This is a genomic window from Mesorhizobium sp. M0909 (assembly GCF_040319515.1).
Lineage (GTDB): Bacteria > Pseudomonadota > Alphaproteobacteria > Rhizobiales > Rhizobiaceae > Mesorhizobium.
Genome location: NZ_JAMYOA010000015.1, coordinates 143775 through 166731, shown reverse-complemented (window position 1 = coordinate 166731; position 22957 = coordinate 143775). Strand labels below are relative to the sequence as shown.

18 protein-coding genes are annotated in these 22957 nt (G+C 63.8%); 14 read left to right on the top strand and 4 right to left on the bottom strand.

Annotated features, from left to right (window positions below):
- Positions 1–23 precede the first annotated feature (23 nt).
- Positions 24–1163: a hypothetical protein gene (locus tag NKH83_RS22600; protein WP_352807557.1), complete on the top strand. Its 1140-nt coding sequence runs from the start codon at positions 24–26 to the stop codon at positions 1161–1163.
- 19 nt (positions 1164–1182) lie between these two features.
- Here NKH83_RS22600 and NKH83_RS22595 read toward each other — a convergent pair whose 3' ends face one another.
- The 3 genes from NKH83_RS22595 to NKH83_RS22585 form a co-directional block, all read right to left on the bottom strand.
- On the bottom strand, positions 1183–1800 hold the full coding sequence (locus NKH83_RS22595) for an alpha-ketoglutarate-dependent dioxygenase AlkB family protein (RefSeq protein ID WP_352807555.1): 618 nt from the start codon (positions 1798–1800) through the stop codon (positions 1183–1185).
- A 131-nt stretch (positions 1801–1931) separates the two neighbouring features.
- Positions 1932–2369 carry an alternative ribosome rescue aminoacyl-tRNA hydrolase ArfB gene (arfB, locus tag NKH83_RS22590; RefSeq protein ID WP_352480188.1) on the bottom strand — a complete coding sequence of 146 codons (438 nt, stop codon included), beginning with the start codon at positions 2367–2369 and terminating at the stop codon, positions 1932–1934.
- Positions 2370–2448: 79 nt separating this feature from the next.
- A complete protein-coding gene (locus NKH83_RS22585) occupies positions 2449–4059 on the bottom strand; it encodes a phosphoenolpyruvate carboxykinase (RefSeq protein WP_352807552.1) in 1611 nt (536 codons plus the stop codon).
- 342 nt (positions 4060–4401) lie between these two features.
- On the opposite strand from NKH83_RS22585, the gene NKH83_RS22580 reads away from it, so the two are divergent.
- From NKH83_RS22580 to NKH83_RS22520, 13 genes are all read left to right on the top strand, one after another.
- Positions 4402–5103 (top strand): response regulator transcription factor, encoded by a 702-nt coding sequence (locus NKH83_RS22580; RefSeq protein WP_023677547.1) that lies wholly within the window; start codon positions 4402–4404, stop codon positions 5101–5103.
- Between the two features lie 148 nt (positions 5104–5251).
- Positions 5252–7036: a sensor histidine kinase gene (locus NKH83_RS22575; RefSeq protein WP_302893519.1), complete on the top strand. Its 1785-nt coding sequence runs from the start codon at positions 5252–5254 to the stop codon at positions 7034–7036.
- Between the two features lie 31 nt (positions 7037–7067).
- Entirely contained in the window at positions 7068–7514 is a 447-nt protein-coding gene (locus NKH83_RS22570) for an HPr kinase/phosphorylase (RefSeq protein WP_352807550.1), read from the top strand.
- 164 nt (positions 7515–7678) lie between these two features.
- On the top strand, positions 7679–8080 hold the full coding sequence (locus NKH83_RS22565) for a PTS sugar transporter subunit IIA (protein ID WP_254815942.1): 402 nt from the start codon (positions 7679–7681) through the stop codon (positions 8078–8080).
- Entirely contained in the window at positions 8077–8373 is a 297-nt protein-coding gene (locus NKH83_RS22560; protein WP_023677551.1) for an HPr family phosphocarrier protein, read from the top strand. Before NKH83_RS22565 ends, NKH83_RS22560 begins: the two co-directional genes overlap by 4 nt.
- A 156-nt stretch (positions 8374–8529) precedes the next feature.
- Positions 8530–9930, top strand: a complete 1401-nt coding sequence (gene ahcY / locus NKH83_RS22555) for an adenosylhomocysteinase (RefSeq protein WP_352480192.1) — start codon at positions 8530–8532, stop codon at positions 9928–9930.
- A gap of 188 nt (positions 9931–10118) precedes the next feature.
- The gene (locus NKH83_RS22550) at positions 10119–12680 is read left to right on the top strand and encodes a sensor histidine kinase (RefSeq protein ID WP_352480193.1); all 2562 of its coding nucleotides are present in this window, start codon (positions 10119–10121) and stop codon (positions 12678–12680) included.
- A gap of 8 nt (positions 12681–12688) precedes the next feature.
- Positions 12689–14200, top strand: coding sequence for a tRNA (adenosine(37)-N6)-threonylcarbamoyltransferase complex ATPase subunit type 1 TsaE (gene tsaE / locus NKH83_RS22545; protein ID WP_352480194.1), 1512 nt, complete (start codon positions 12689–12691; stop codon positions 14198–14200).
- Positions 14201–14241: 41 nt separating this feature from the next.
- Complete coding sequence (locus NKH83_RS22540; protein ID WP_352480195.1) at positions 14242–15000, top strand: nucleotidyltransferase family protein; 759 nt, start codon at positions 14242–14244, stop codon at positions 14998–15000.
- Positions 14997–18134 carry a double-strand break repair protein AddB gene (gene addB / locus NKH83_RS22535; protein ID WP_352807548.1) on the top strand — a complete coding sequence of 1046 codons (3138 nt, stop codon included), beginning with the start codon at positions 14997–14999 and terminating at the stop codon, positions 18132–18134. The genes NKH83_RS22540 and addB overlap by 4 nt, the downstream gene beginning before the upstream one ends.
- The gene (addA, locus tag NKH83_RS22530) at positions 18131–21640 is read left to right on the top strand and encodes a double-strand break repair helicase AddA (RefSeq protein WP_352807546.1); all 3510 of its coding nucleotides are present in this window, start codon (positions 18131–18133) and stop codon (positions 21638–21640) included. The genes addB and addA overlap by 4 nt, the downstream gene beginning before the upstream one ends.
- 73 nt (positions 21641–21713) lie before the next feature.
- Positions 21714–22037: a thioredoxin gene (trxA, locus tag NKH83_RS22525; protein ID WP_352663466.1), complete on the top strand. Its 324-nt coding sequence runs from the start codon at positions 21714–21716 to the stop codon at positions 22035–22037.
- 128 nt (positions 22038–22165) lie between these two features.
- A complete protein-coding gene (locus tag NKH83_RS22520; protein WP_023718287.1) occupies positions 22166–22447 on the top strand; it encodes a cupin domain-containing protein in 282 nt (93 codons plus the stop codon).
- A gap of 48 nt (positions 22448–22495) precedes the next feature.
- Here NKH83_RS22520 and NKH83_RS22515 read toward each other — a convergent pair whose 3' ends face one another.
- A complete protein-coding gene (locus NKH83_RS22515; RefSeq protein WP_352807543.1) occupies positions 22496–22915 on the bottom strand; it encodes a VOC family protein in 420 nt (139 codons plus the stop codon).
- Between the last annotated feature and the right edge of the window lie 42 nt (positions 22916–22957).

Genomic DNA, 22957 nt, shown 5'->3' with positions numbered 1-22957 from the left:
CGCTGGCTCCCGCCTTTTGCGCGATGCTGGTGATCTTTCCCGGCAACGCCTTCAGCGAGCGGGAGCACATCGGCGTCGCGCTTTTCATGCCGCTGCTGGCGCTTCATGCCTGGCGTGCGCGCAAGGATCCAACGGCACAGCCGGGCTTCCGTCTTGCAGCCCTGGCCGGCCTTTCGGGCAGTGTGCTGCTGCTGGTCAAGCCCTATTACGCGGGCATGGTGCTGGCACCGGCGCTGGTCGTCGCGGCGCGCCGCCGCAGCCTGAAGTCGCTCTTTGCCGTGGAACACTGGATTATCGGCGGCCTCTGCATCGCTTATCTCGGTGCCGTGATGCTGATCCACCCGGAATTCCTGCGCGACGTCTACCCGCTGCTGGTAGACGTCTATGGGCGGATCCGCATCTTTCTGCCCATCGTGATCTGCTACGGCATTCCGTGGTGCTTTCTGCTGTTCCTGATATGGCGGTTGTGGCCGGCCGGCCACTTTCCGGACCTGGCGGCGGTGGCGCTTGCCGCATCGGTCGCAGGCCTGTTTCCGCTGTTCTATCAGGGCAAGGGCTGGGCCTATCATGCCTATCCCACCATCTTCTGTGCCGTGGCAGCCATTTTGTGCCTGCTGGCGCTGCCCAGGGCCGGGCGACGGTCGACAGAACCCCTTGCCGCCCTGGCAGCGGTCGTTTTTGCTTTTCTGCCCTACTGGAGCACCCAGAAACCGGACCCGGCGGTGGTTGCCGCCATCCGGGCCGCGACCGATCGGCCGACCGTCGCGCTGATCAGTCCGGATATCGCGACCGGACATCCGCTTAGCCGGATGATCGGCGGCCAGTTTGTTTCGACCACCGCCAGCGATTGGCTGGGAGCGTTCTCGTTCGTTCTTTCCGAGCGGGCAGCCCAGTCCGGCGATGCCGCCGAAGCCGCACGCTACCAGGCCCTCATGGTTGAATACATCGAAAGCAAGCGCGAAGAATTTACACGATTGCGCCCCGACGTCATCATCCTGGGGAAAGATGACTGGGCGAACCGGCTGAAGGAGCACTTTGGCTTTGACGCCATCCTGGCCCGTTACCGCGTTCTCGTCGAGGACGACGCCCAGCGCATCTACCTGCGCGACGACTATGCCCGCCCGGAGCGCGAAACGGCCGGGCAGCCACTGCCGGCTGAATAGCCCCAGGCTTGTGAAGCGACTATGTCGGCGTCGTCACCCGCCTCAGCGTCAGATTGATCCGCCCGCCGTTCTTCAACAAGGCTGAGGTCGAGGGGTAGATACGGTCGACGCCGTGAAAGCAGAGCCGCCCTTCGCCGCCGAGCACTACGACGTCGCCGCTTTTCAGCCTGAACGATTTGGTGGCGCCGTCGCGCGTCGTCTGGCCGACCCTGAACAGGCAATCGTCGCCGAGTGAGACGGAGACGACCGGCGCGGAGAAATCGCTCTCGTCGCGGTCCTGGTGAAGACCCATCTTGGCATCCTGCGAATAGAAATTGACCAGGCAGGCCTCCGGCGGGTGCCCATAGGCAGATACGTCCCGCCACAGATCGAGCAGCATCTCCGGGATCGGCGGCCAAGGCCTTCCGGTCACCGGGTGGGTCGGCTGGTAGCGATAGCCGTGCTCCTTGTCGGTGACCCAGCCCAGCGGGCCGCAATTGGTCATGCGCACGCTCATCTCCTTGCCGGTACGCGGCATTGCCGGCACGAACAGCGGGGCTTCCTCCACGACTTTCCTGATATCTTCCACCAGCACTTCCTGCATGGCGCGCGACAGGTGGCCGGGCATATGGCGGACGCCTTTGGGCAGTACGAGCATCGCGTCGCTTGATCCGTTGGTCTGGAAAATCAGAATGCCACCGTCAAACGAAAACGGCGACCCGAAAGCCGCCTCCGACAGTAGCTGCGCACTTTACGCCGGCGATCTGAGATCCGAAGCCGCTTCGGCTGTCACTCATCCTCAACCCGGCCGCGCATTTTCTTGATCGAGCCGCGCCCGGCCTTGCTCTTGAGCCGTCTTTCGACCGCGCCTTTGGATGGCCTGGTCTTTTTGCGCGGCGGTGGCGGTGGTTCGGCGGCCTTGGCAACCAGTGCCGTCAGCCGCGCCCGGGCGTCCGCCCGGTTCTGCTCCTGGGTGCGGAAGCGTCCGGCTTCGATGACGATGACGCCGTCCTTGGTGGCGCGCTGGCCGGCAAGCTTGATGGTCCGTTCGCGCACCCGCTCCGACAGGCCAGCCGCATTGGCGGCATCGAAGCGCAATTGCACTGCCGTCGCCACCTTGTTGACGTTCTGGCCGCCCGGGCCGGACGAACGGATGAAGTCCTCGTGCAGGTCGCCCGGATTAATCACCGCATCGTCGGTGATGATGATCTTGTCGTCGGCGTTCATGCCGCAGTCATGGCGCGGCAGGCGGAAAAAGAAAAGGCCCGATCGAAGCCGGGCCTTGAAGCATCACCAGGGGCGACGGCTATTCAGCCGCTACCTGCATGCGTGGTGCGGCGCCGAGCACGGTGGCGTCGACATGGGCTTCGAACTTTTCGAAATTGTCGACGAACATGCCGACCAGCCTTGCCGCCTGCCGGTCGTAGGCGGGCTTGTCGACCCAGGTCGATCTCGGGTCGAGAATGGCGCGGTCGACGCCGGCAACCGTCACCGGTACGTCAAAACCGAAATTGGCGTCGGTGCGGAAGTCGGCCGCTTTCAGCGAGCCGTCGAGCGCCGCCGCAAGCAGCGCCCGCGTTGCCTTGATCGGCATCCGCTTGCCGGTGCCGTAGGCGCCGCCGGTCCAGCCGGTGTTGACCAGCCAGCAATCGACACCGTGGCGGGCGATGAGCTCGCGCAGCAGATTGCCGTATTCCGACGGATGCCGCGGCATGAACGGTGCGCCGAAGCATGTCGAAAATGTCGCTTCGGGTTCGGTAACGCCCTTCTCGGTCCCCGCCACCTTGGCGGTATAGCCGGAGAGGAAATGATACATCGCCTGCGCCGGGGTCAGGCGCGCGATCGGCGGCATCACGCCGAATGCGTCGGCGGTCAGCATGATGATGTTCTTCGGGTGGCTGGCGCGCCCCGTCTTGCTGGCGTTGGGGATGAAATGGAGCGGGTAGGCGCAGCGCGTGTTTTCGGTCAGCCCGCCGTCGTCGAAATCCGGCACGCGGCCGGCGTCGAGCGCCACATTCTCTAGCACCGTGCCGAAGCGCTGGGTGGTGGCGAAGATCTCCGGCTCGGCTTCGGCCGAAAGCTTGATCGTCTTGGCATAACAGCCGCCTTCGAAATTGAAGATGCCGTGCGGTCCCCAGCCATGCTCGTCGTCGCCGACCAGCGTTCGCGACGGGTCGGCCGACAGCGTCGTCTTGCCGGTCCCGGAAAGGCCGAAGAAAACGGCCGCGTCGCCGGCGGGCCCTTCATTGGCCGAGCAATGCATCGGCATCACGCCTTTTGCCGGCAGCAGATAGTTGAGCACGGTGAACACCGACTTCTTCATCTCGCCGGCATAGGAGGTACCGCCAATCAACACGATCATGCGCGAAAGATCGACCGCGATCACCGTTTCGCCGCGCGTGCCGTGGCGGGCGGGATCGGCGCGGAACGACGGCAGGTCGATTATCGTCAAATCGGGCACGAAATGCTCGAGTTCGGCGGCTGCAGGCCGGATGAGCAGATTGCGGATGAACAAGGAGTGCCAGGCAAGCTCCGTGATCACCCTGGTCGGCAGCTTCAGTTCCTCGTCGGCACCGCCGACCAGGTCCTGCACGTAAAGGTCCTTTCCAGCCGCATGGGCGCGAAAATCGGCAAGCAGCCTATCGAACTGGATCGGCGAAATCGCCTTGTTGTTGTCCCACCATACATGCGGCGCGGTGCTTTCGTCGCGCACCACGAATTTGTCCCTGGGCGAGCGGCCGGTGTGTTGCCCGGTCTCGGCGGCAAGCGCGCCATGCGCGGTGAGTCGGGCCTCGCCACGGCGGATTGCCTCCTCATAGAGCGCGGCCGCGCCGAAATTATAGCGCACCACGCCAGTGGTTCTCAGGCCGATCCGATCGATTGCACATGCAGGATTGCGTTTGCCGGCTTCCGACATGGGTGTCCCTTCTTCGATTTACCGCGTCTTTACCGGCGAATTCCGGAAACCCCATTGCAGGAGCTAATAACGTCAAAACCAGAAAAGGCGAATGATATCAAATCATTAATCGATTTAAATATTTTGAAAGTTGTTTAAATCGTTTATATGTGCAAAAACACTGATGGTTGCCCAAAGGATTGGCGATGTTCATTCGTCCAATCCATATCGAGGTACAATTGTGGCCGCCGGCGTGCCGCGCGTGACAGCGGATAAAGCCTATGCCACATTTTGTACCTAATTTGTCCTGCAAAAGCCCCTTCTCGACGAAAGAAGGGACAGCTCATGAGGGAGCCGCTTGAAATGGCAACAATCGCGCTTGTCGACGACGATCGCAACATTCTGACTTCGGTTTCGATCGCCCTCGAATCCGAGGGTTATCGGGTCGAAACCTACACGGATGGGGCATCGGCGCTGGAGGGACTGGCGGCGCGCCCGCCGAACCTCGCCATCCTCGACATCAAGATGCCGCGCATGGACGGCATGGAGTTGCTGCGCCGGATGCGTCAGAAATCCGACCTGCCGGTGATCTTCCTGACCTCCAAGGACGATGAGATCGATGAACTGTTCGGCCTCAAGATGGGCGCCGACGACTTCATCCGCAAACCCTTCTCGCAGCGTCTTCTGGTCGAACGCGTCCGCGCCGTGCTGCGCCGCGCCAGCACCCGCGAGGCGGCGGCCAAGGCGCCCAACCAGCAGGCTCGGTCGCTTGAGCGCGGCCAGCTTGTCATGGATCAGGAGCGCCACACCTGCACCTGGAAGGGCGAGCCGGTGACGCTGACCGTCACCGAGTTCCTCATCCTGCATTCCCTGGCACAGCGACCGGGCGTCGTAAAAAGCCGTGATGCGCTGATGGATTCCGCTTATGATGAGCAGGTCTATGTCGATGACCGCACCATTGACAGCCACATCAAGCGGCTGCGCAAGAAGTTCAAGGCCGTCGATGATGACTTCGAAATGATCGAAACCCTTTACGGAGTCGGGTATCGGTTCCGCGAAGCATGAATAGGCAGTAGGCAGTAGGGAATAGTCGGTAGTCAGTTTTGAATGATGCGAGCGGCCACTCATGCATCGCCGCGATCTCAGCCAACCATTTCTCTATTCCTGCTGCCTACTCACTACTCACTAATTACCGAGCGGGAGCTGCTATTCGATGGCAGTGGAAGTAGAGCGAGTGAGACGGTCGGGCGCCGCCAGGCGCCCGCCGCGGATTCTGCCCGCCTTCGTGTCGAAAATTACGGTGCCGATGCGCCGGTTTCTCGGCCATCACATCTTTTCCAGCCTGACGCGGCGTATTCTCTTTCTCAATCTCGCCGGCCTTGCCGTCCTGGTCACCGGCATTCTCTACCTCAATACCTTTCGCGACGGGCTGATCGACGCCCGTGTCGAGAGCCTGATGACCCAAGGCGAGATCATCGCCGGCGCAATCGCCGCGTCGGCGACGGTCGAAACCGATTCGATCAGCATCGATCCGGAAAAGCTGCTTGAGTTGCAGGCCGGCGAAAGCCTCGGCCCGGGCTCCGACCAGCTCGACAATCTTGATTTCCCGATCAATCCGGAGCGCGTGGCGCCGGTGCTCAGGCGGCTGATCTCGCCGACGCGCACGCGCGCCCGCATCTACGACCGCGACGCCAACCTGCTGCTCGATTCCCGCCATCTCTATTCGCGCGGCCAGATCCTTCGCTACGACCTGCCGCCGGTCGAAGAGGAACAGCCGGACCTTCTGGAGCGCATCCAGAAATTCGTCTTTGATTTCTTCCGCAACAAGCAGTTGCCTGTCTATCGCGAGCAGCCGGGCGGCAACGGCGCTGCGTTTCCGGAAGTGGTCAAGGCGCTTACCGGCAGTCCGTCGACGATCGTGCGGATCTCGGAGCAGGGCGAGCAGATCGTTTCAGTGGCGGTGCCGATCCAGCGCTTCCGTGCCGTTCTCGGCGTGCTGATGCTGTCGACCGAAGGCGGCGACATCGACAAGATCGTCGCGGCCGAGCGCAAGGCGATCCTGCGTGTGTTCGGCATCGCCGCCCTGGTTACTGCCATCCTGTCGATGCTGCTGGCCTCCACCATCGCCAACCCGCTTCGCCGGCTTTCCGCGGCGGCGGTCAGGGTTCGCCGCGGCGTCAAGAACCGGGAGGAAATCCCCGACTTCTCCGACCGCCAGGACGAGATCGGCAATCTCTCGATCGCCGTGCGCGACATGACCAATGCGCTCTACGCCCGTATCGAGGCGATCGAAAGTTTTGCCGCGGATGTCTCGCACGAGCTGAAGAACCCGCTTACCTCGCTGCGCAGCGCTGTGGAGACATTGCCGCTGGCCAAGAACGACAATTCGCGGAGCCGGCTGATGGATATCATCCAGCACGATGTGAGGCGGCTGGACCGCCTGATCACCGATATTTCCGATGCCTCCCGTCTTGATGCCGAGCTGGCGCGGGAAGACGCGGGAACCGTCGACCTGAAGAAGTTCATCACCGATCTGGTCGCCGTCTCGCGCGAGGCCACGCGCAACAAGAAGGCGGTTGAGATCGAGTTCAAGGTCGCCAAACTGCCGCAGGGCGTGAAAGGCTACTTCGTCGTCGGCCATGATCTGAGGATCGGCCAGGTGATCACCAACCTGATCGAGAATGCCCGCTCGTTCGTTCCCGAAGATCGTGGCCACATCACCATATCGCTGGCACGCGCCGGCAAGTTCAACATCGTCACCGTCGACGACAATGGCCCCGGCATCCGGGCCGATAACATCGATCGCATTTTCGAGCGGTTCTATACCGATCGGCCGGCCGGCGAGGCGTTCGGCCAGAACTCGGGCCTTGGCCTGTCGATATCCAGGCAGATCGTTGAAGCCCATGGCGGCACGCTGAGCGCCGAGAACATCCCGGGCACCAAGCCTGGCGAGATCAAGGGCGCGCGCTTCGTGGTGACGCTGCCGGCGGAAGGCTGAGGGATGAATTCCAATCACACCTGGTCCTATTGTGCAGCCTGAACACATTCACGGCACCGCGATCCTGATAGGTGATCGCGGCATTCTCATCACCGGACCGTCCGGTTTGGGCAAGACGACGCTGGCGCTCGCCTTGATCGATCATTGCAGCCAACGTGGGCTGTTTTCCCGGCTGATCGGCGATGACCAGCTCTTTGCGGCCGATTGCGAGGGGCGGCTGGTCTGCCGCGCACCAGCCAGTATAGCCGGCCTCGTGGAGGTGCCGGGATTCGGCCCCAAACCGATACAGTTCGAGCCAAGCTGCGTGATCGACCTCATTATCCGGCTGGTGCCAGCCGGCAAAATGGCCCGTTTCCAGGAAGACTGCAGCGAACCCGTTGTCGGCGTGACAGTGCCGCGCATCGATCTTGCCGGGCGCAATGTCGCGGCCGCCTTGCCGGCAGTGATGTCGCGTCTGTCGATTGCGCCTTTCCTGTGATCCGATTTCGATTTTTTGCTGCAATGCGTCAAATTGGCTTGGGCCGGCGCAATTTTGGGCTTGTCAACGGGCCTTGCGTCGACAAGATAGCGCTCCCGCCGCCTGGAACGGTCGGCGAGCATAAAATGCGCCTGTGAAGCGGCGATGACGGGAGCCACCAAAGAATGATCGGACTCGTGCTTGTAACGCACGGTCAACTGGCCGCCGAGTTCCGCAATGCCGTGGAACACGTCGTTGGGCCACAAGACAATTTCGAGACCGTGGCGATCGGTGCCGACGATGATATGGAACAGCGCCGCCGCGACATTATCGACGCAGTCGGCCGCGTCGATACGGGATCAGGCGTCATCGTTTTGACCGACATGTTCGGCGGCACGCCCTCCAACCTCGCCATTTCCGTGATGGAATCCGGCCGCATCGAGGTCATTGCCGGCATGAACCTGCCGATGCTGATCAAGCTGTCCAGCGTTCGCAAAGGCGACAACATGACGGCAGCGCTGGATGAAGCGCAGGCTGCCGGCCGCAAATACATCAATGTCGCCAGTCAACTCCTGAGCAGCAAATGAGCGCGCTGTTGCCGGAAAAGGACAAGATCGTGCGCGACTTTCCGATCGTCAACCAGCGCGGCCTGCATGCGCGCGCCTCGGCCAAGTTCGTTCAAATTGCCAGCGGCTTCAATGCCACGGTCCAGGTCGAGAAGGACGGCGTCAAGGTCGGCGGCACCTCGATCATGGGCCTGATGATGCTGGCGGCGAGTCCCGGTTATTCGATCCGCGTCACCGCCACCGGCCCGGAGGCCGAAGAGGTCATCGATGCGCTGGAGCAACTGGTTGCTTCCCGTTTTGGCGAGGAATGCTGACGTGCTGATCGCTTCCGAAGACATGCACGGATAAAGATTTCTTTATATCCCATTGTCGTCCAACTCTCGATCTGCTAGTCAGGCCGGCAACTCGCGCCCTCCGACACGCTTTCGGGGCGGGCGCGTCCCGCAATCAATTCGCATCGGAGCACTGCCATGACGGGTAGCAAGGACTATGTGGTCGCAGACATCGCGCTTGCCGGCTGGGGCCGCAAGGAGATCGAGATCGCCGAAACCGAAATGCCGGGCCTGATGGCCTGCCGCGAGGAATTCGGCGACAAGAAGCCGCTCAAGGGCGCGCGCATCACCGGCTCGCTGCACATGACCATCCAGACGGCGGTGCTGATCGAAACGCTGAAGGCGCTCGGCGCCGATATCCGCTGGGCTTCCTGCAACATCTTCTCGACCCAGGACCACGCCGCCGCGGCCATTGCCGAGGCCGGAATTCCGGTGTTTGCCGTCAAGGGTGAGACGCTGGAGGATTATTGGGTCTACACCGACAAGATCTTCCAGTGGGCCGATGGCGGCACCTCCAACATGATCCTCGACGACGGTGGCGATGCCACCATGTACATCCTGATCGGCGCCCGCGCCGAGGCCGGCGAGGATGTGCTGTCCAATCCGGGCAGCGAAGAGGAAGAGATCCTGTTTGCCCAGATCAAGAAGCGCATGCAGGCATCACCCGGCTTCTTCACCAGGCAGAAGGAAGCGATCCGCGGCGTCACCGAAGAGACGACGACCGGCGTCAACCGGCTCTATCAGTTGCAGAAAAAAGGCCTGCTGCCGTTCCCGGCAATCAACGTCAATGATTCCGTCACCAAGTCGAAATTCGACAACAAATATGGCTGCAAGGAATCGCTTGTCGACGGCATTCGCCGCGGCACCGACACGATGATGGCCGGCAAGGTCGCGGTCGTCTGCGGCTATGGCGACGTCGGCAAGGGCTCGTCGGCTTCGCTCAAGGGCGCTGGCGCCCGCGTCAAGGTCACGGAGGTCGATCCGATCTGCGCGCTGCAGGCGGCGATGGACGGTTTCGAGGTGGTCACGCTCGAAGACGCGGCGCCGACGGCCGACATCGTCATCACCACCACCGGCAACAAGGACGTCGTTACCCTCGACCACATGCGCCTGATGAAGGACATGGTGATCGTCGGCAACATCGGTCACTTCGACAACGAGATCCAGGTTGCCTCGCTGCGCAACCTGAAATGGACCAACATCAAGCCTCAGGTCGATATGATCACCTTCCCGGACGGCAAGCGGATGATCCTTTTGTCGGAAGGCCGCCTGCTCAACCTCGGCAACGCCACCGGCCACCCGAGCTTCGTCATGTCGGCGTCCTTCACCAACCAGGTGTTGGCCCAGATCGAGCTGTACACCAAGCCCGGCCAGTACGAGAACCGGGTCTATGTCCTGCCGAAGCATCTCGACGAAAAGGTCGCGCGCCTGCATCTCGACAAGCTCGGTGCCCGCCTGACCGAACTGTCTGGCGAACAGGCCGCCTACATCGGCGTCACTCCGCAGGGACCGTTCAAGCCGGAACACTACCGCTATTAACCACGGCGAAACTTGCCACTAGATATTGAAGCCGGGCGATTGACTTTTCGCCCGGCTTTATTTTTGCGCTGATTGATTCTTCACGCCGATTCGCGCAAGCGCTATGGTGCTGATTCGCGGTCCGGGGACGAGGCCCGGGCGCACGCATCAGGGCGGTCTTGCATTCAGGCGGCGAAGAGGACCAAGACATGCCGGGGGATAACCCGCCTTGCGCGGGACAGGCCGTTTCCGGCGGCCATAACGATTCGATCACGGGCTCCGCTGCCAGAGGCGGCAGCCTTTTGTGGCGTGCCGGCACCCGTGTCGGGGTGCTGCTTGCTTCTTCCGCGCTGGTTGGTCCGCTGCTTGGCTTTGCTGCACATGCGCAAACCCGCGTGGCGCAAAAGGCCGGGCTGTCAGTCAGCACGGTCGAGGTCATGCAACTCGCCATGTTCGTCGGCGTCATGGGGGCGGCATTGCTGTCGGCCATCTTTCTGATCCGCGAACGGGCGCGCACCGCGGCGGAAAATGCCGAGCTCAGGACCCGTATCGCCGACGTCAATGCCGCGCTGCAGCGCTCCGAGGCGCTGCTCCATTCCCGCGATCAGCGCGTGGTCGTATGGGCGGCCGAAAACAAGAAGCCCGAGCTTGTCGGGACATTGCCGCTCGAGAGCGGCGCGCCGGAGGACCGGGCGGCCTTCCTGGCTTTCGGCCGCTGGCTTATGCCGCGTTCGGCGGCCGCACTCGAACATGCCGTCGCATCACTGCGGGACAAGGCAAAGCCGTTCGATCTGGTCATCGAATCGCAGGCCGGCCAGCCGCTCGAGGTTCACGGCCGCAAGAGTGCGGCGCATGTGCTGGTTCGCTTCGTCTCGCTTTCGGAGACACAGCGAAGCCAGGCCAGGCTGAAGATCGAGAACCAGCGCTTGGCCGCCGACCATGAGACGCTGATCGGTCTTCTGGATGCGCTCAAGATGCCGTCATGGCTGCGTACTGTCGACGGGCGGCTGAAATGGGTCAACCGCGCCTATGCCGAAGCGGTCGAGGCCGAGAATGCCGAAGCGGCGGTTCGTGACGGCAAGGAATTCCTCGGAGGCCAGGCGCGCGACACGATCGCTGAGCAGCACAAGTCGCACCCCGTCTTCGAACAGACGCTCTCCACGGTGATCGAAGGCGACCGCCGTATGTTTGCCGTGACCGATTTTGCCGGGGCGGATGGTTCGGCTGGTCTTGCCTGCGACATCAGCGCCATCGAGGCCATTCGCGCCGAATATGAGCGGACCGTGCAGAGCCACGCCGACACGCTCGATCAGCTCAACACCGCCGTGGCGATTTTCGATACCGACGAGAAATTGCGGTTTTTCAATCAGGCGTTCCAGAAACTATGGGGCCTCGACAGCGGCTTCCTGCACAGCGCGCCGGATAACGCCTTGCTGCTCGACCGCCTGCGCAGCGAAGGCAAGATCGCCGAGCAGCCCGAATGGCGGCGCTGGAAAGAGAGCCTGCTCGGCGCCTACCGCGCGGTTGAATCGCAGGAGCATTGGTGGCATCTGCCGGACGGCAAAACCATTCGCGTCGTCGCCAATCCGCAGCCCAAGGGCGGCGTCACCTGGGTGTTTGAGAACCTGACCGAGAAGATGGACCTTGAAAGCCGCTATCAGACCGCTGTGCGGGTCCAGGGTGAGACGCTCGACAACCTTGCCGAAGGCGTCGCTGTGTTCGGCCCCGACGGCAGGCTGAGATTGTCCAACCCGGCCTTCGCGGCACTGTGGGGGCTGGATGCCGATGCCTCAAAACCCAACGTCCATGTCTCGACGATCCGCGAACTTTGCGACCGCCGTGCCGTCGACAGTCCGTGGGGCGGGTTCGTTGCCGCCATCACAGGCTTCGACGACGAGCGCCGCGACCGCCACGGCCAGACCGAATTGAACAACGGCACCGTTTTGCGCTACGCCGTCATCCCTTTGCCCAACGGCCAGGTGATGATGACCTTCGTCGACGTTACCGACAGCGTCAATGTCGAGCGGGCGCTGAAGGACAAGAATGAGGCGCTGCAAAAGTCCGACCAAATCAAGAACGAATTCGTGCAGCACGTCTCCTATGAGCTGCGCTCGCCACTCACCAACATCATCGGCTTTACCGAGCTTCTTTCACTGCCGTCGACTGGTCCGTTGAACCAGAAGCAACGCGAATATATCGGGCATGTCGGCTCGTCCTCCTCGGTCCTGCTCACCATCGTCAACGACATCCTCGATCTGGCGACGGTGGATGCCGGCATCATGGAACTCGACATTTCCGAAGTTCACATCAATCGAACCATCACAGCCGCCGCCGAACTGGTCGCCGATCGGCTGGAGGAACATGCGATCAAGCTTAGGATCGACGCGGCTGCCGCGCCGAAGACCTTCCACGGCGACGAGATCCGCGTCCGCCAGATACTCTACAATCTGCTCAGCAATGCCGCCAATTACGCGCCGGAGGCGAGTACCATAACGCTCGCCTGCCGCCAGCTTGCCGACGGCGTGGAATTTTCCGTTCACGATGACGGCCCCGGCATGCCGCCGGACCTGCTTGAGTCAGTGTTCCGGCGCTTCGAGCCGCGCACCAATGGCGGCCGCCGCCGTGGCGCCGGGCTCGGCCTGTCGATCGTCAAGAGCTTTGTCGAACTCCATGGCGGCAGCGTCCGCATCGAGACCGGCAGGGATAAGGGCACGACAGTTGTTTGCGCCTTTCCCGACACGCCGTCGGGCATCCGTGCGGCGGCCGAGTAGCGCGGTCGATGGCGGTATTGGTGCTGGAGCGTTTTCTCGCCGACGAGGCTGCGACGGCAAGGCTCGGCGAGGATCTTGCCATGTCGCTGCGCATTGGCGACGTGCTCGCTCTCAAGGGCGATCTCGGCGCCGGCAAATCGACCTTGGCACGGGCGCTGATCAGGGCGCTGGCCGACGATGCCGGCCTAGACGTGCCGAGCCCGACCTTCACGCTGGTCCAGAGCTACGACACGCGTGTGCCGGTCCATCATTTCGATCTCTACCGCTTGGGCACGGCATCCGAGCTGGACGAGCTGGGCTTCGACGAGGCGCTGACGCAAGCGGCTGCGCTGGTTGAATGGCCGGAGCGGGCAGAGGCATATTTGCCGAAAACCTCGGTGCTGGTCGAACTTCTCCAGCAGGGCGACGGCCGACTGGCGAGACTGTCGGGGGAGGGCGCCGCCTTCGAGCGCGCGGCGCGATCGCTGGCAATGCGCGATTTTCTCGGGCAGGCCGGTTGGGGCGAAGCGCAGCGGCGATATTTCATTGGTGATGCCTCGGCTCGCTCCTACGAGATCGTCACGCTCGCCGGATTTCCGCCGCGCGTGCTGATGAACTCGCCAAGACTGGTGCTCGGACCGCCAATCCGCGACGGCAAACCCTATGCCGAGATCGCCCACACGGCGCAATCCGTTTCGGCATTCGTCGCCATCGACCGGGCCTTGCGGGCCGGCGGTGTCAGCGTCCCGGAAATCCATGCCCAGGATCTCGAGCAGGGTTTTCTTCTGCTGGAGCATCTCGGTTCCCAAGGCTTCCTCGACAAGCGCGGCCAGCCGGTGGCCGCGCGTTATGCGGCGGCGGCCGAACTGCTTGCCATGATGCACGGCAAAACATGGCCGGCCCGCATACAGGCCGGCCCCGGCGTCTTCCACGAGGTGCCGCCTTTCGACCGCGACGCCATGATGATCGAGGCCGAATTGCTGGTCGACTGGTATGTCCCGGCGATTTCAGGCGCTCCGCCAAGCGAGGCGCTGCGCGCCGGCTACCGCAGCGAATGGAATGCGGTGCTCGATCGGCTCGAGGGGCGCGAATACACGCTTATGTTGCGCGACTTCCATTCGCCCAACCTGATCTGGCGCGCTGACCGTTCCGGTCATGACCGCCTCGGCGTCGTCGATGTCCAGGATGCGCTGATCGGACCGTCCGCCTACGACGTCGCCTCGCTCGCCATGGACGCGCGCGTCACCATTTCACCTGAAATCGAAAAGCACACGCTCGCCGCCTATATCGCCGCGCGGCGCGCTGCCGGCGTCTTCGACGAGGACGAATTCCTCGAAACCTATGCAATCATGGCCGCACAGCGCAATTCCAAGGTACTCGGCATCTTCGTGCGGCTCGAAAAACGCGACGGCAAGCCTTATTATCTGAAGCATCTGCCGCGCATCCGCGACTATCTTCGCCGGGCGCTGGCGCATCCGGCGCTGGCCGGGCTGCAGGATTTCTACATCGCCCACGGCTTGCTGGAGGAACGCTCGATTTGACGGCTAAGGATTCAGGCCTGGCGGTGTCGGACGAGGGACCGATGCCAACGACCGCCATGGTGCTCGCCGCCGGGCTCGGCAAGCGCATGCGGCCGATCACCGACACCATGCCGAAGCCGCTGGTCAAGATCGCCGGCAAGACATTGCTCGACTGGGGGCTGGATTGCCTGGCCGAAGCCGGCGTCGCCAAGGCCGTCGTCAACGTCCACTACCTGCCGAAACAGATCGTGGACCATGTAGCCCGCCGCAATGCGCCGAGAATCGTCATTTCGGATGAGAGCAGCGGCTTGCTCGACTCTGCCGGCGGCATCGTCAAGGCATTGCCCTGGTTAGGGGCGCCCTTCTATGTGCTTAACGCGGACACCTTCTGGATAGACAGCGGCTTTTCCAATCTCAGGCGTCTTGCCCTTGCATGGGAGGGCGCGACAAGGGACATTCTGCTGATGCTTGCGGATCTCCAGTCGGCAACCGGACATAGCGGCGGCACCGATTTCCTGATGGCGCCGGATGGCGCCTTGCGGCGTGCGAACAACGATCCGGCCGGCCTGATCTATGCCGGCGCCGCAATCGTCCATCCGCGCATCTTCAAGAATGCGCCGGCCGGCCCGCTGTCGCTCAACGCCTATTTCGATGCGGCAATCGCCGCCGGCCGCCTGTTCGGCATGAAGATGCAGGGTCACTGGATCACTGTCGGCACACCTGACGCGATCCCGCGGGCGGAAGCAGCGGTCGCCGCCGCGCTTGCCGGCACGCCCAATGCTGTTGCTGAGGCACCCGGCGCTCTTACCGAGTCGAAATGAGCGGCTCCCGCCGCGTTTTCTCGATTCCGCCCGGAGCGCCGTTCCTGCCGACGCTGGCCGAGGCGCTGCTTGCAGGGCGCCTGGTTCCCGGCTTTGCCTATGATGGCGATCCGCTGATGCTGGCCGATCTCACCATCTATGTGCCGACGCGCCGTGCGGCGCGGGCGCTTCGCGGCGTCTTCGTCGATGCTCTCTCGCGCTCCGGAAGTCGCTCGGCGATCCTGCCGGTCATCCGCCCGCTTGGCGAGTTCGACGAAGATGAAGCGGCCTTCGAGGCAGGAGCTTCGGCCGCCATCGACCTTGCGCCGCCGATCGCCGCGGTAGAGCGCCTGCTGCTGCTTGCGCCGCTGGTGCGAGCGTGGAAACGCCGCCTGCCGGCACATGTCGCCGCATTGTTCGACGAGGAGATCGTCATCCCGGCCTCCGCCGCCGACGCCCTCTGGCTGGCGCGCGACCTGGCGCGGCTGATGGACGAGATCGAGACCGAGGGCACGGATTGGGCGAGGCTCGCCGACCTTGTGACCGGCAATCTCGCAGGCTGGTGGCAGGTGACGCTCGATTTCCTGAGCATCGTGACCGAGAACTGGCCGAAGCTGCTCGAGGAACGCCATCGCTCCAATCCCGCCGCGCATCGCAATGCCCTGATAAGGCTGGAGGCAGCGCGGCTCAGGCGCAATCCGCCGGCCGGGCCGGTGATCGCCGCCGGCTCCACAGGATCGATCCCAGCCACGGCCGAGCTGCTTGCCGTGATCGCCGGTCTGCCCAATGGCGCCGTTGTGCTGCCTGGGCTCGACCGGACACTGGACGAGCCGTCCTTTGCCGCCATCAGTGCACTCGGTGCGCGCCCGGCCCTGCTTGGCCACCCGCAATACGGCCTGGCAAAGTTGATCGGCAAGATCGGCGTGCGGCGCGCCGACGTCGAGGACCTTGCTGTTGCGCCGCGGCCGCTTGCATTGCGCGCCGCACTCGGCGGCGAAGCGCTTCGCCCGGCGGAGACTACCGAGCTCTGGGCCGAGACGCGCGCCCGCTTTACGGCCGGTGATGTTGCCGAGGCCTTCGCTGACGTGACGCTTCTCGAAGCCGCCAGCGAACGCGATGAGGCCGTGGCGATCGCCGTCGCGCTCAAACAGGCCGTCGAACGGCCCGGCCAGCGCGCCGCGCTGGTCACCGGCGATCGCGCGCTGGCGCGGCGCGTCTCGGTCGAGCTGTTGCGCTTCGGCGTCGCCGCCGACGATTCCGGGGGCACGCCGCTCATCAACACGCCAGCCGCCAGCCTGCTCAGGCTGGCGCTTCAGGCAGCCTTCCGGCCGGGCGACCCGGTCGCCTTGCTGTCGCTGCTCAAGCATCCGCTGCTTGGCCTCGGCCGAGAGCGGGCAAGCGTGCGCCATGCGGCCGAAATCGTCGAACTCGTGGCGCTGCGCGGTGGCACCGGGCGTCCGGACGTCGCGTCGCTGCCGCAGCTCTTCGGCACGCGGCTCCTCGAATTCGACGGCGGCGGCAATCGCCGCCCGCCTTTCTGGCGATCGCGCCTCTCGGTCAGGCGCATCGAACAGGCGCGCGAGCTGCTGATCCGGCTAGCGGCTGCGCTGGCGCCGCTGGTTGCTTTTCGCGGCGAGGAAAATGCCGATCTTGCCACGCTTGTGCGTGCCAGCGTCGTTGCGCTCGAAAGCCTCGGACGCGCCGCCGACGGCAGCCTGAGCGAACTCTATGCCGGCGATGCCGGCGAAAAGCTTGCCGAGCTCTTGCGCGGGCTGGTCGCGGCCTCGGTGTCGTTCTCCTTCGCGGCTGACGAATGGCCTGACGTGATGGAGGCGCTGATCGCGCCCGAGATGGTCAAGCCGGCGCAAGGCACCGACAGGAACATCGCCATCTGGGGTGTGCTGGAAGCGCGGCTTCAGGATGTCGACACGCTGGTCGTCGGCGGGCTCAACGAAGGCGTGTGGCCGCGCAAGCCGGAGAGCGACCGCTTCATGTCGCGGCTGATGAAGACCGGCATCGATCTTGAACCGCCGGAGCGGCGCATCGGCCTTGCCGCCCATGATTTCCAGATGGCCATGGGCGCCAAGAAATTGGTGCTGGCCCGCTCCGCCCGTTCCGGCGACGCACCGTCGGTGCCCTCGCGCTGGCTGCAGCGTATCCTTACCTTCGTCGGCGAGGACCATGCTACGGGACTTCGCCGGCGCGGCGATGAACTGCTTGCCTGGGCGCGTGTGCTCGATGCCGGCGAAAAGCAGGACTTTGCGCCGCGGCCGCAGCCGAAACCGCCGCTCACCGTACGGCCGCACCACTTCTCGGTCACGGAGATCGAAACGCTGCGTCGCGATCCTTATGCGGTCTATGCCAGAAGGATACTCGGCCTGATGCCGCTCGATCCGGTCATTCGCGATCCGGGCGCTGCCGAGCGTGGCACGCTGTTTCACGCAATTCTGCACCTCTTCTCAGCGAGGGTGGCCGACCCGCGCGCGCCGGAGGCGCTGGACGGGCTTATCGCCGCAGGCCGCTCCTGCTTTGCCGAGGCTGCGCTGCCCGCCGATGTCGAGGCGGTGTGGTGGCCACGCTTCGAAAAGCTTGCCGCCGGCATCATCGAATGGGAGCGCGGCCGGGCCGCAGCCGTGGCACGGCGGCACGCCGAGGAACGCGCCGAAAAGACCGGGGTCGGCCGATCCGGCGTAACCCTGTCCGGCTATGCCGATCGCATCGATCTGCTGGCTGGCGGAATGGCCGACATCCTCGACTACAAGACCGGCTCGTCGCCATCCAAAGCACAGGCGCACACGCTGCTCGCGCCGCAACTGGCGCTGGAGGGCGCGCTGCTCAGGCGCGGCGCTTTCAAGGAGCTTGGCGCATGCGAGCCGTCGCAACTGGCCTTCGTGCGGCTGAGGCCGAATGGTGAAGTGTTCGAGGAATCCATCCTCGAATACAACCGCAAGCCGCGAACCGCCGCCGATCTCGCCGAAGAAGCGTGGGCGCGGCTGGAAAAACTGCTGATCCACTACGCCGACCCCGCGACCGGCTATCTGTCGCGGGCGCTGCCGTTCCGCGAGGGCGAGACCGACGGCGACTATGACCATCTCGCCCGCGTGCTCGAATGGTCCGCCGGCGGCGACGCCGACGACGAGGGAGGGGAGGCATGAAAAAGGCCTACCCCATTCCAAGCGACACTGCCGCGAGCCAGGCAAGCGCGTCCGACCCGCGCAATTCCGCCTGGGTGTCGGCCAACGCCGGATCCGGCAAGACCCATGTACTCGCCCAGCGCGTTATCCGGCTTTTGCTGCGTGGCACCGATCCGTCCAAGATCCTGTGCCTGACCTATACGCGTGCCGCAGCCGCCAACATGTCGAACCGTGTGTTTTCCACCCTGTCGCAATGGACGACCTTGGGCGATGCCGAGCTCTCGACACGGATAGAGGCGCTGGACGGCCGCCAGCCCGACCGCGAAACCATGCGCCGGGCGCGGCGGTTGTTTGCGGAGGCGCTGGAAACACCGGGCGGGCTGAAGATCCAGACCATCCACGCCTTCTGCGAATCGGTGCTGCATCAGTTCCCGCTGGAAGCCAATATCCCGGCGCATTTCGAAATGCTCGATCCGCAAATGGAGGCTTCGCTGTTCGCCGCCGCCCGCCGCGACATGATTTCGGGCGGCGTTGCAGGCGATGCGGCATTGGCCGAGGCCTTCGCCACCGTGCTTGAGCGCGGCGGCGAACATGGGCTCGACGCACTGCTGGCCGAGATCGTGCGCAAGCGCGATGGTTTGCGTGCGTTCATCGCCGCGGCCGGCGGCGATGGTTTTCAGGCGCTGTTCGACGAGTTTCAGTTCCGCGCCGGCCAGACGCCCGAAGGCATAGCCGCCTCCGTCTGGCCGCTGCCCGGCTTCCTGCCGGATTATCTCGTCACCTTTTCGCGGGCGGCCGAGGCCGCCGATGCGCGCGTGGCGCTGAACAATATGCTGCCATACGCCCGTCTCGCCTTCGCCGAGGAGCATCCGGTCCGTCGCCTGAATTTGCTCTCCAAGGCTTTCCTGAGGGCCGACGGCGAGCCTTACGATCCGGCAAAGACGTTCAAAAGGGCATTGCTGGACCGGTTGCCCGATCTTGCTGAACGATATCTGGCGGCGGTCGACGCCATTCTCGAAATCTCCGACCGGCTGGCCTTGTTCAGGATGCTGGAGGGCACGCGTGCGGCGCTGACCATCGCCGACTGGCTGATCGCCCGCTACGAGCAATTGAAGCGCGCCCGCGGCTTCCTCGACTTCAACGACCTGATCACCCGCACGGTCCATCTACTGGCGCGGCCCGACGCCGGCCCATGGGTGCAATACAAGCTCGACCAGGGTATCGACCACATCCTCCTCGACGAGGCGCAGGACACCAGTCCCGACCAGTGGGAGGTGGTCAAGCGGCTGGCGGAGGAGTTCTTTGCCGGACTCGGCGCACGCGACGCCGTCCACCGCACCATCTTTGCGGTCGGCGACGAAAAGCAGTCGATCTATTCCTTCCAGGGAGCCGCCCCGGACTCCTTTGCCGACAGCCGGATTTTGTTTGCCGGCAAAGTAAGATCCGCCGCCGCCGCCTTCGCCGATCTCAAGCTGACCTGGTCGTTTCGCTCGACCGACGACGTGCTTGCGGCGGTGGATCGTGTCTTTGCCGACCCGGACGTGCGGCGCGGCATCAGCCACGATCCCGATCCGCTCGACCACAAGGCGATCCGCAACGATGCGCCGGGCTATGTCGAGGTCTGGCCCTCGCTCGGCGCCGACACCGTCGACGAACCGGACGACTGGACGCAAGCGGTGGATCACGCCCACGCACCGGCGGTGCGCGTTGCCGAAACCGTTGCAGCGACCATTGCCGGCTGGATCGGCGGCGGCGAGGTCATCGAAGGGCGTGGCAAGAAACTCCGGCCCGGCGACGTGCTGGTGTTGGTGCGCAAGCGCGACCGCTTCGTCCATGCCCTGACACGGGCGTTGAAGCGCCGCGACATCCCCGTGGCCGGCGCCGACCGGCTCAGCCTGCCTGGCCATATCGCGGTGAAGGACCTGATCGCACTCGGTCATTTCCTCATCCAGCCCGAGGACGATCTGTCGCTGGCCGCCGTGCTGCGCAGCCCGATCTTCGATGTCTCGGAAGAGCAGCTTTTCGCGTTTGCTGCGGAGAGGCCGTCGGGCGTCTCGCTGATCGCCTCGCTGCGCCGGCATGCCGGCGAAAGCGAGGCGTTGGCCGCCGTCGTCAGCCGGCTCGACACATGGTCGAACGAGGCCGCATTCAAGCCGGTGTTCGAATTCTATGCTGCAGCTCTCGCCCGCGACGGCCTGCGCAAGAAGATGATCGCGCGGCTCGGGCCGGAGGCCGGCGACATCCTCGACGAATTCCTGAATTTCTGCCTGGCCGAGGAGCGGACCGGCCTGCCGGGACTGGAATCCTTCCTGTCGACGTTGGAAAACGCCGGCCCCGAGATCAAGCGCGAAATGGACCAGACCCGCGACGAGGTTCGCGTCATGACCGTGCATGCCGCCAAAGGCCTGGAGGCGCCGGTGGTATTCCTTGTCGATGGCGGCTCCGCGCCGTTCAGCGACCAGCATCTGCCGAGATTGATGCCGTTCGAAGGCTCGGGCGACTGCTGGGAAGGCAAGGGTTATCTCTGGCGTTCAGCCAGCGATGTCGCCAATGGGTTTTCACGCGCCGCATCGGCCCGCGCCCGCGAGCTCGCCGACGATGAATATCGCCGGCTGCTCTATGTCGGCATGACCCGCGCCGAGGATCGGCTGATCGTCTGCGGCTACCATGGCAAACGGGCGCCGAATACCGGCACCTGGCATTCGATCGTCAGCCGCGCACTGGTAGGTGCCACGGAGAGCGAAGAACGCCGGCATCCCGCCACTGGCGAGACCGTGCATCGTTTCCAGGTGACGAAACTGCCGCCCATGCCACTGGCGTCCCTGGATGAGGCACGACAGGCTGAACGCTTTGCGCCATTGCCGGAAACCCTGTTCCAGCCTCTGCCGCCCTTCGAGGAATTGCCGCGGCCGCTCTCGCCGTCCGGCGCCTCGGTGCTGATCGACGAGGCGCGGCAAGCGGTAGCCGACAGGCGTTCGCCGGTGCTGGATGCCGACGCCGAGCCCGGCTTTGCCGTCGTGCGCGGGCTGGCGCTGCACAAATTGCTGCAGATGTTGCCCGGCATCGCCGAGGGGACACGCCAGGATGCCGCCGAACGCTATCTGGCAGCCGGCGCGGCATGGCCCGACGGCGAGCGCGACAAGGCCCTGGCTGGCGTTTTCAGAATTCTTGCCGACAGCCGCTTCGCGCCGCTGTTTGCGCCAGACTCGCGCGCTGAAATCGCCATCATGGGCAGCCTGGAGGTGAGGGGCAAACTGCGCTCGATTTCCGGCAAGATCGACCGGCTGGCAGTAACGCCGGACAAGGTTTCGATCGTCGACTACAAGACCAATCGGCCAGCGCCAGCTACGCTCGCCGAAGTGCCGCAAGCCTATGTTCTGCAGCTCGCACTCTATCGCGCGCTGCTTCAGCCGCTCTATCCGGGACGGGAGGTCTCGGCGGCGCTGCTGTTCACCGAGGCGCCGCGGCTGATCGATCTGCCGGCAGCGGCCATGGACGACGCGCTTGCTAGACTCACGGCAGCGTGACACAACACTTGCTTGAAGACGGACGCGATCACCACCACATTTGGTGCGACGAACAAATCGAAAGGATCTCAGCATGGCCACCGTCAAGGTCGACAAGAGCAATTTCCAAGCCGACGTGCTCAACGCCAAGGAGCCGGTCGTGGTCGATTTCTGGGCGGAATGGTGCGGCCCGTGCAAGATGATCGCCCCGGCGCTCGAGGACATCGCCATCGAACTCGGCAGCAAGATAAAGATCGCCAAGCTCAACATAGACGAGAATCCTGAGCTGGCCGCGCGGTTCGGCGTGCGCTCGATCCCGACGCTGATGATCTTCAAGGGCGGCGAAGTCGCCGACATGAAGGTCGGTGCTGCGCCGAAAACGGCATTGTCGCATTGGATCAACGGCAGCCTCGCCTGATCCGATCAAAATTTTGCAGAAAAGCCCGGCCTCGCGCCGGGCTTTCTTGTGGCGCCACCGATCCGCAGATCTGGCACTCGCCACTTGCCGTCTCATGCTCTTGTCTGGCTTAAAGCAGGAGGAGCGATATGACCGGATCCGCCAAGGCCACCGTCTTCATCGACAATGAGCGAGTCATTGTCACCGAATACCGCTTCGCCCCGGGCGACAACACCGGCTGGCACCGCCATGGCCACGACTATGTGATCGTGCCGTTGACCGACGGCAAGGTGAAGCTCCTGACCAAGGATGGCGAATCCTTTGCCGAAATGAAGAAGGGCGCGCCGTATTTCCGCAATGAGGGCGTCGAACATGACGTCATCAGCGCAAACGATGGCGAATTCGCCTTCATCGAGGTCGAACTGAAGTAGTCCACCAACCACCGGCTGCGCCGCTACAATTGTCCGGCGCGGCGCTATTCACCAATCCGCGATACGATCGCCGCCGAGGAATTGTGCGCTTTTCTCAGTGTATTCGAACAGTTCGATCTTCACGCCGTTGGGGTCGCGGATCCAGGCCTGGTAGGTGTCATCGCACGCGCGTTTCTTGGAAGTGACATCAACCCCCTTTGACCTCAGATGGGCGATCGCGGCGTCGATGTTTTCCACTTCGAGGCAGAAGTGGTTGATCTGGTTCAAGTCGCTATAGCTTGCGCCGTCTTTCTGGAACACCTCGACGTGGCTGCGGCTGCCGCAATTGAGGTAGAAGCCGAAAATCTTCCCGTCGCGCAGGAAATTGAACTGAGTGTCCATGCGGAGGACGTCCCGATAGAAGCTTCGCGTCATCTCCAGGTCATTCGCGAAAATGCAAACGTGTGCGAGCTGCTTTACCTTGATCATGACTGGCTCCTCGCGGTGATCTGACAGGTGTGGCGTCATCGC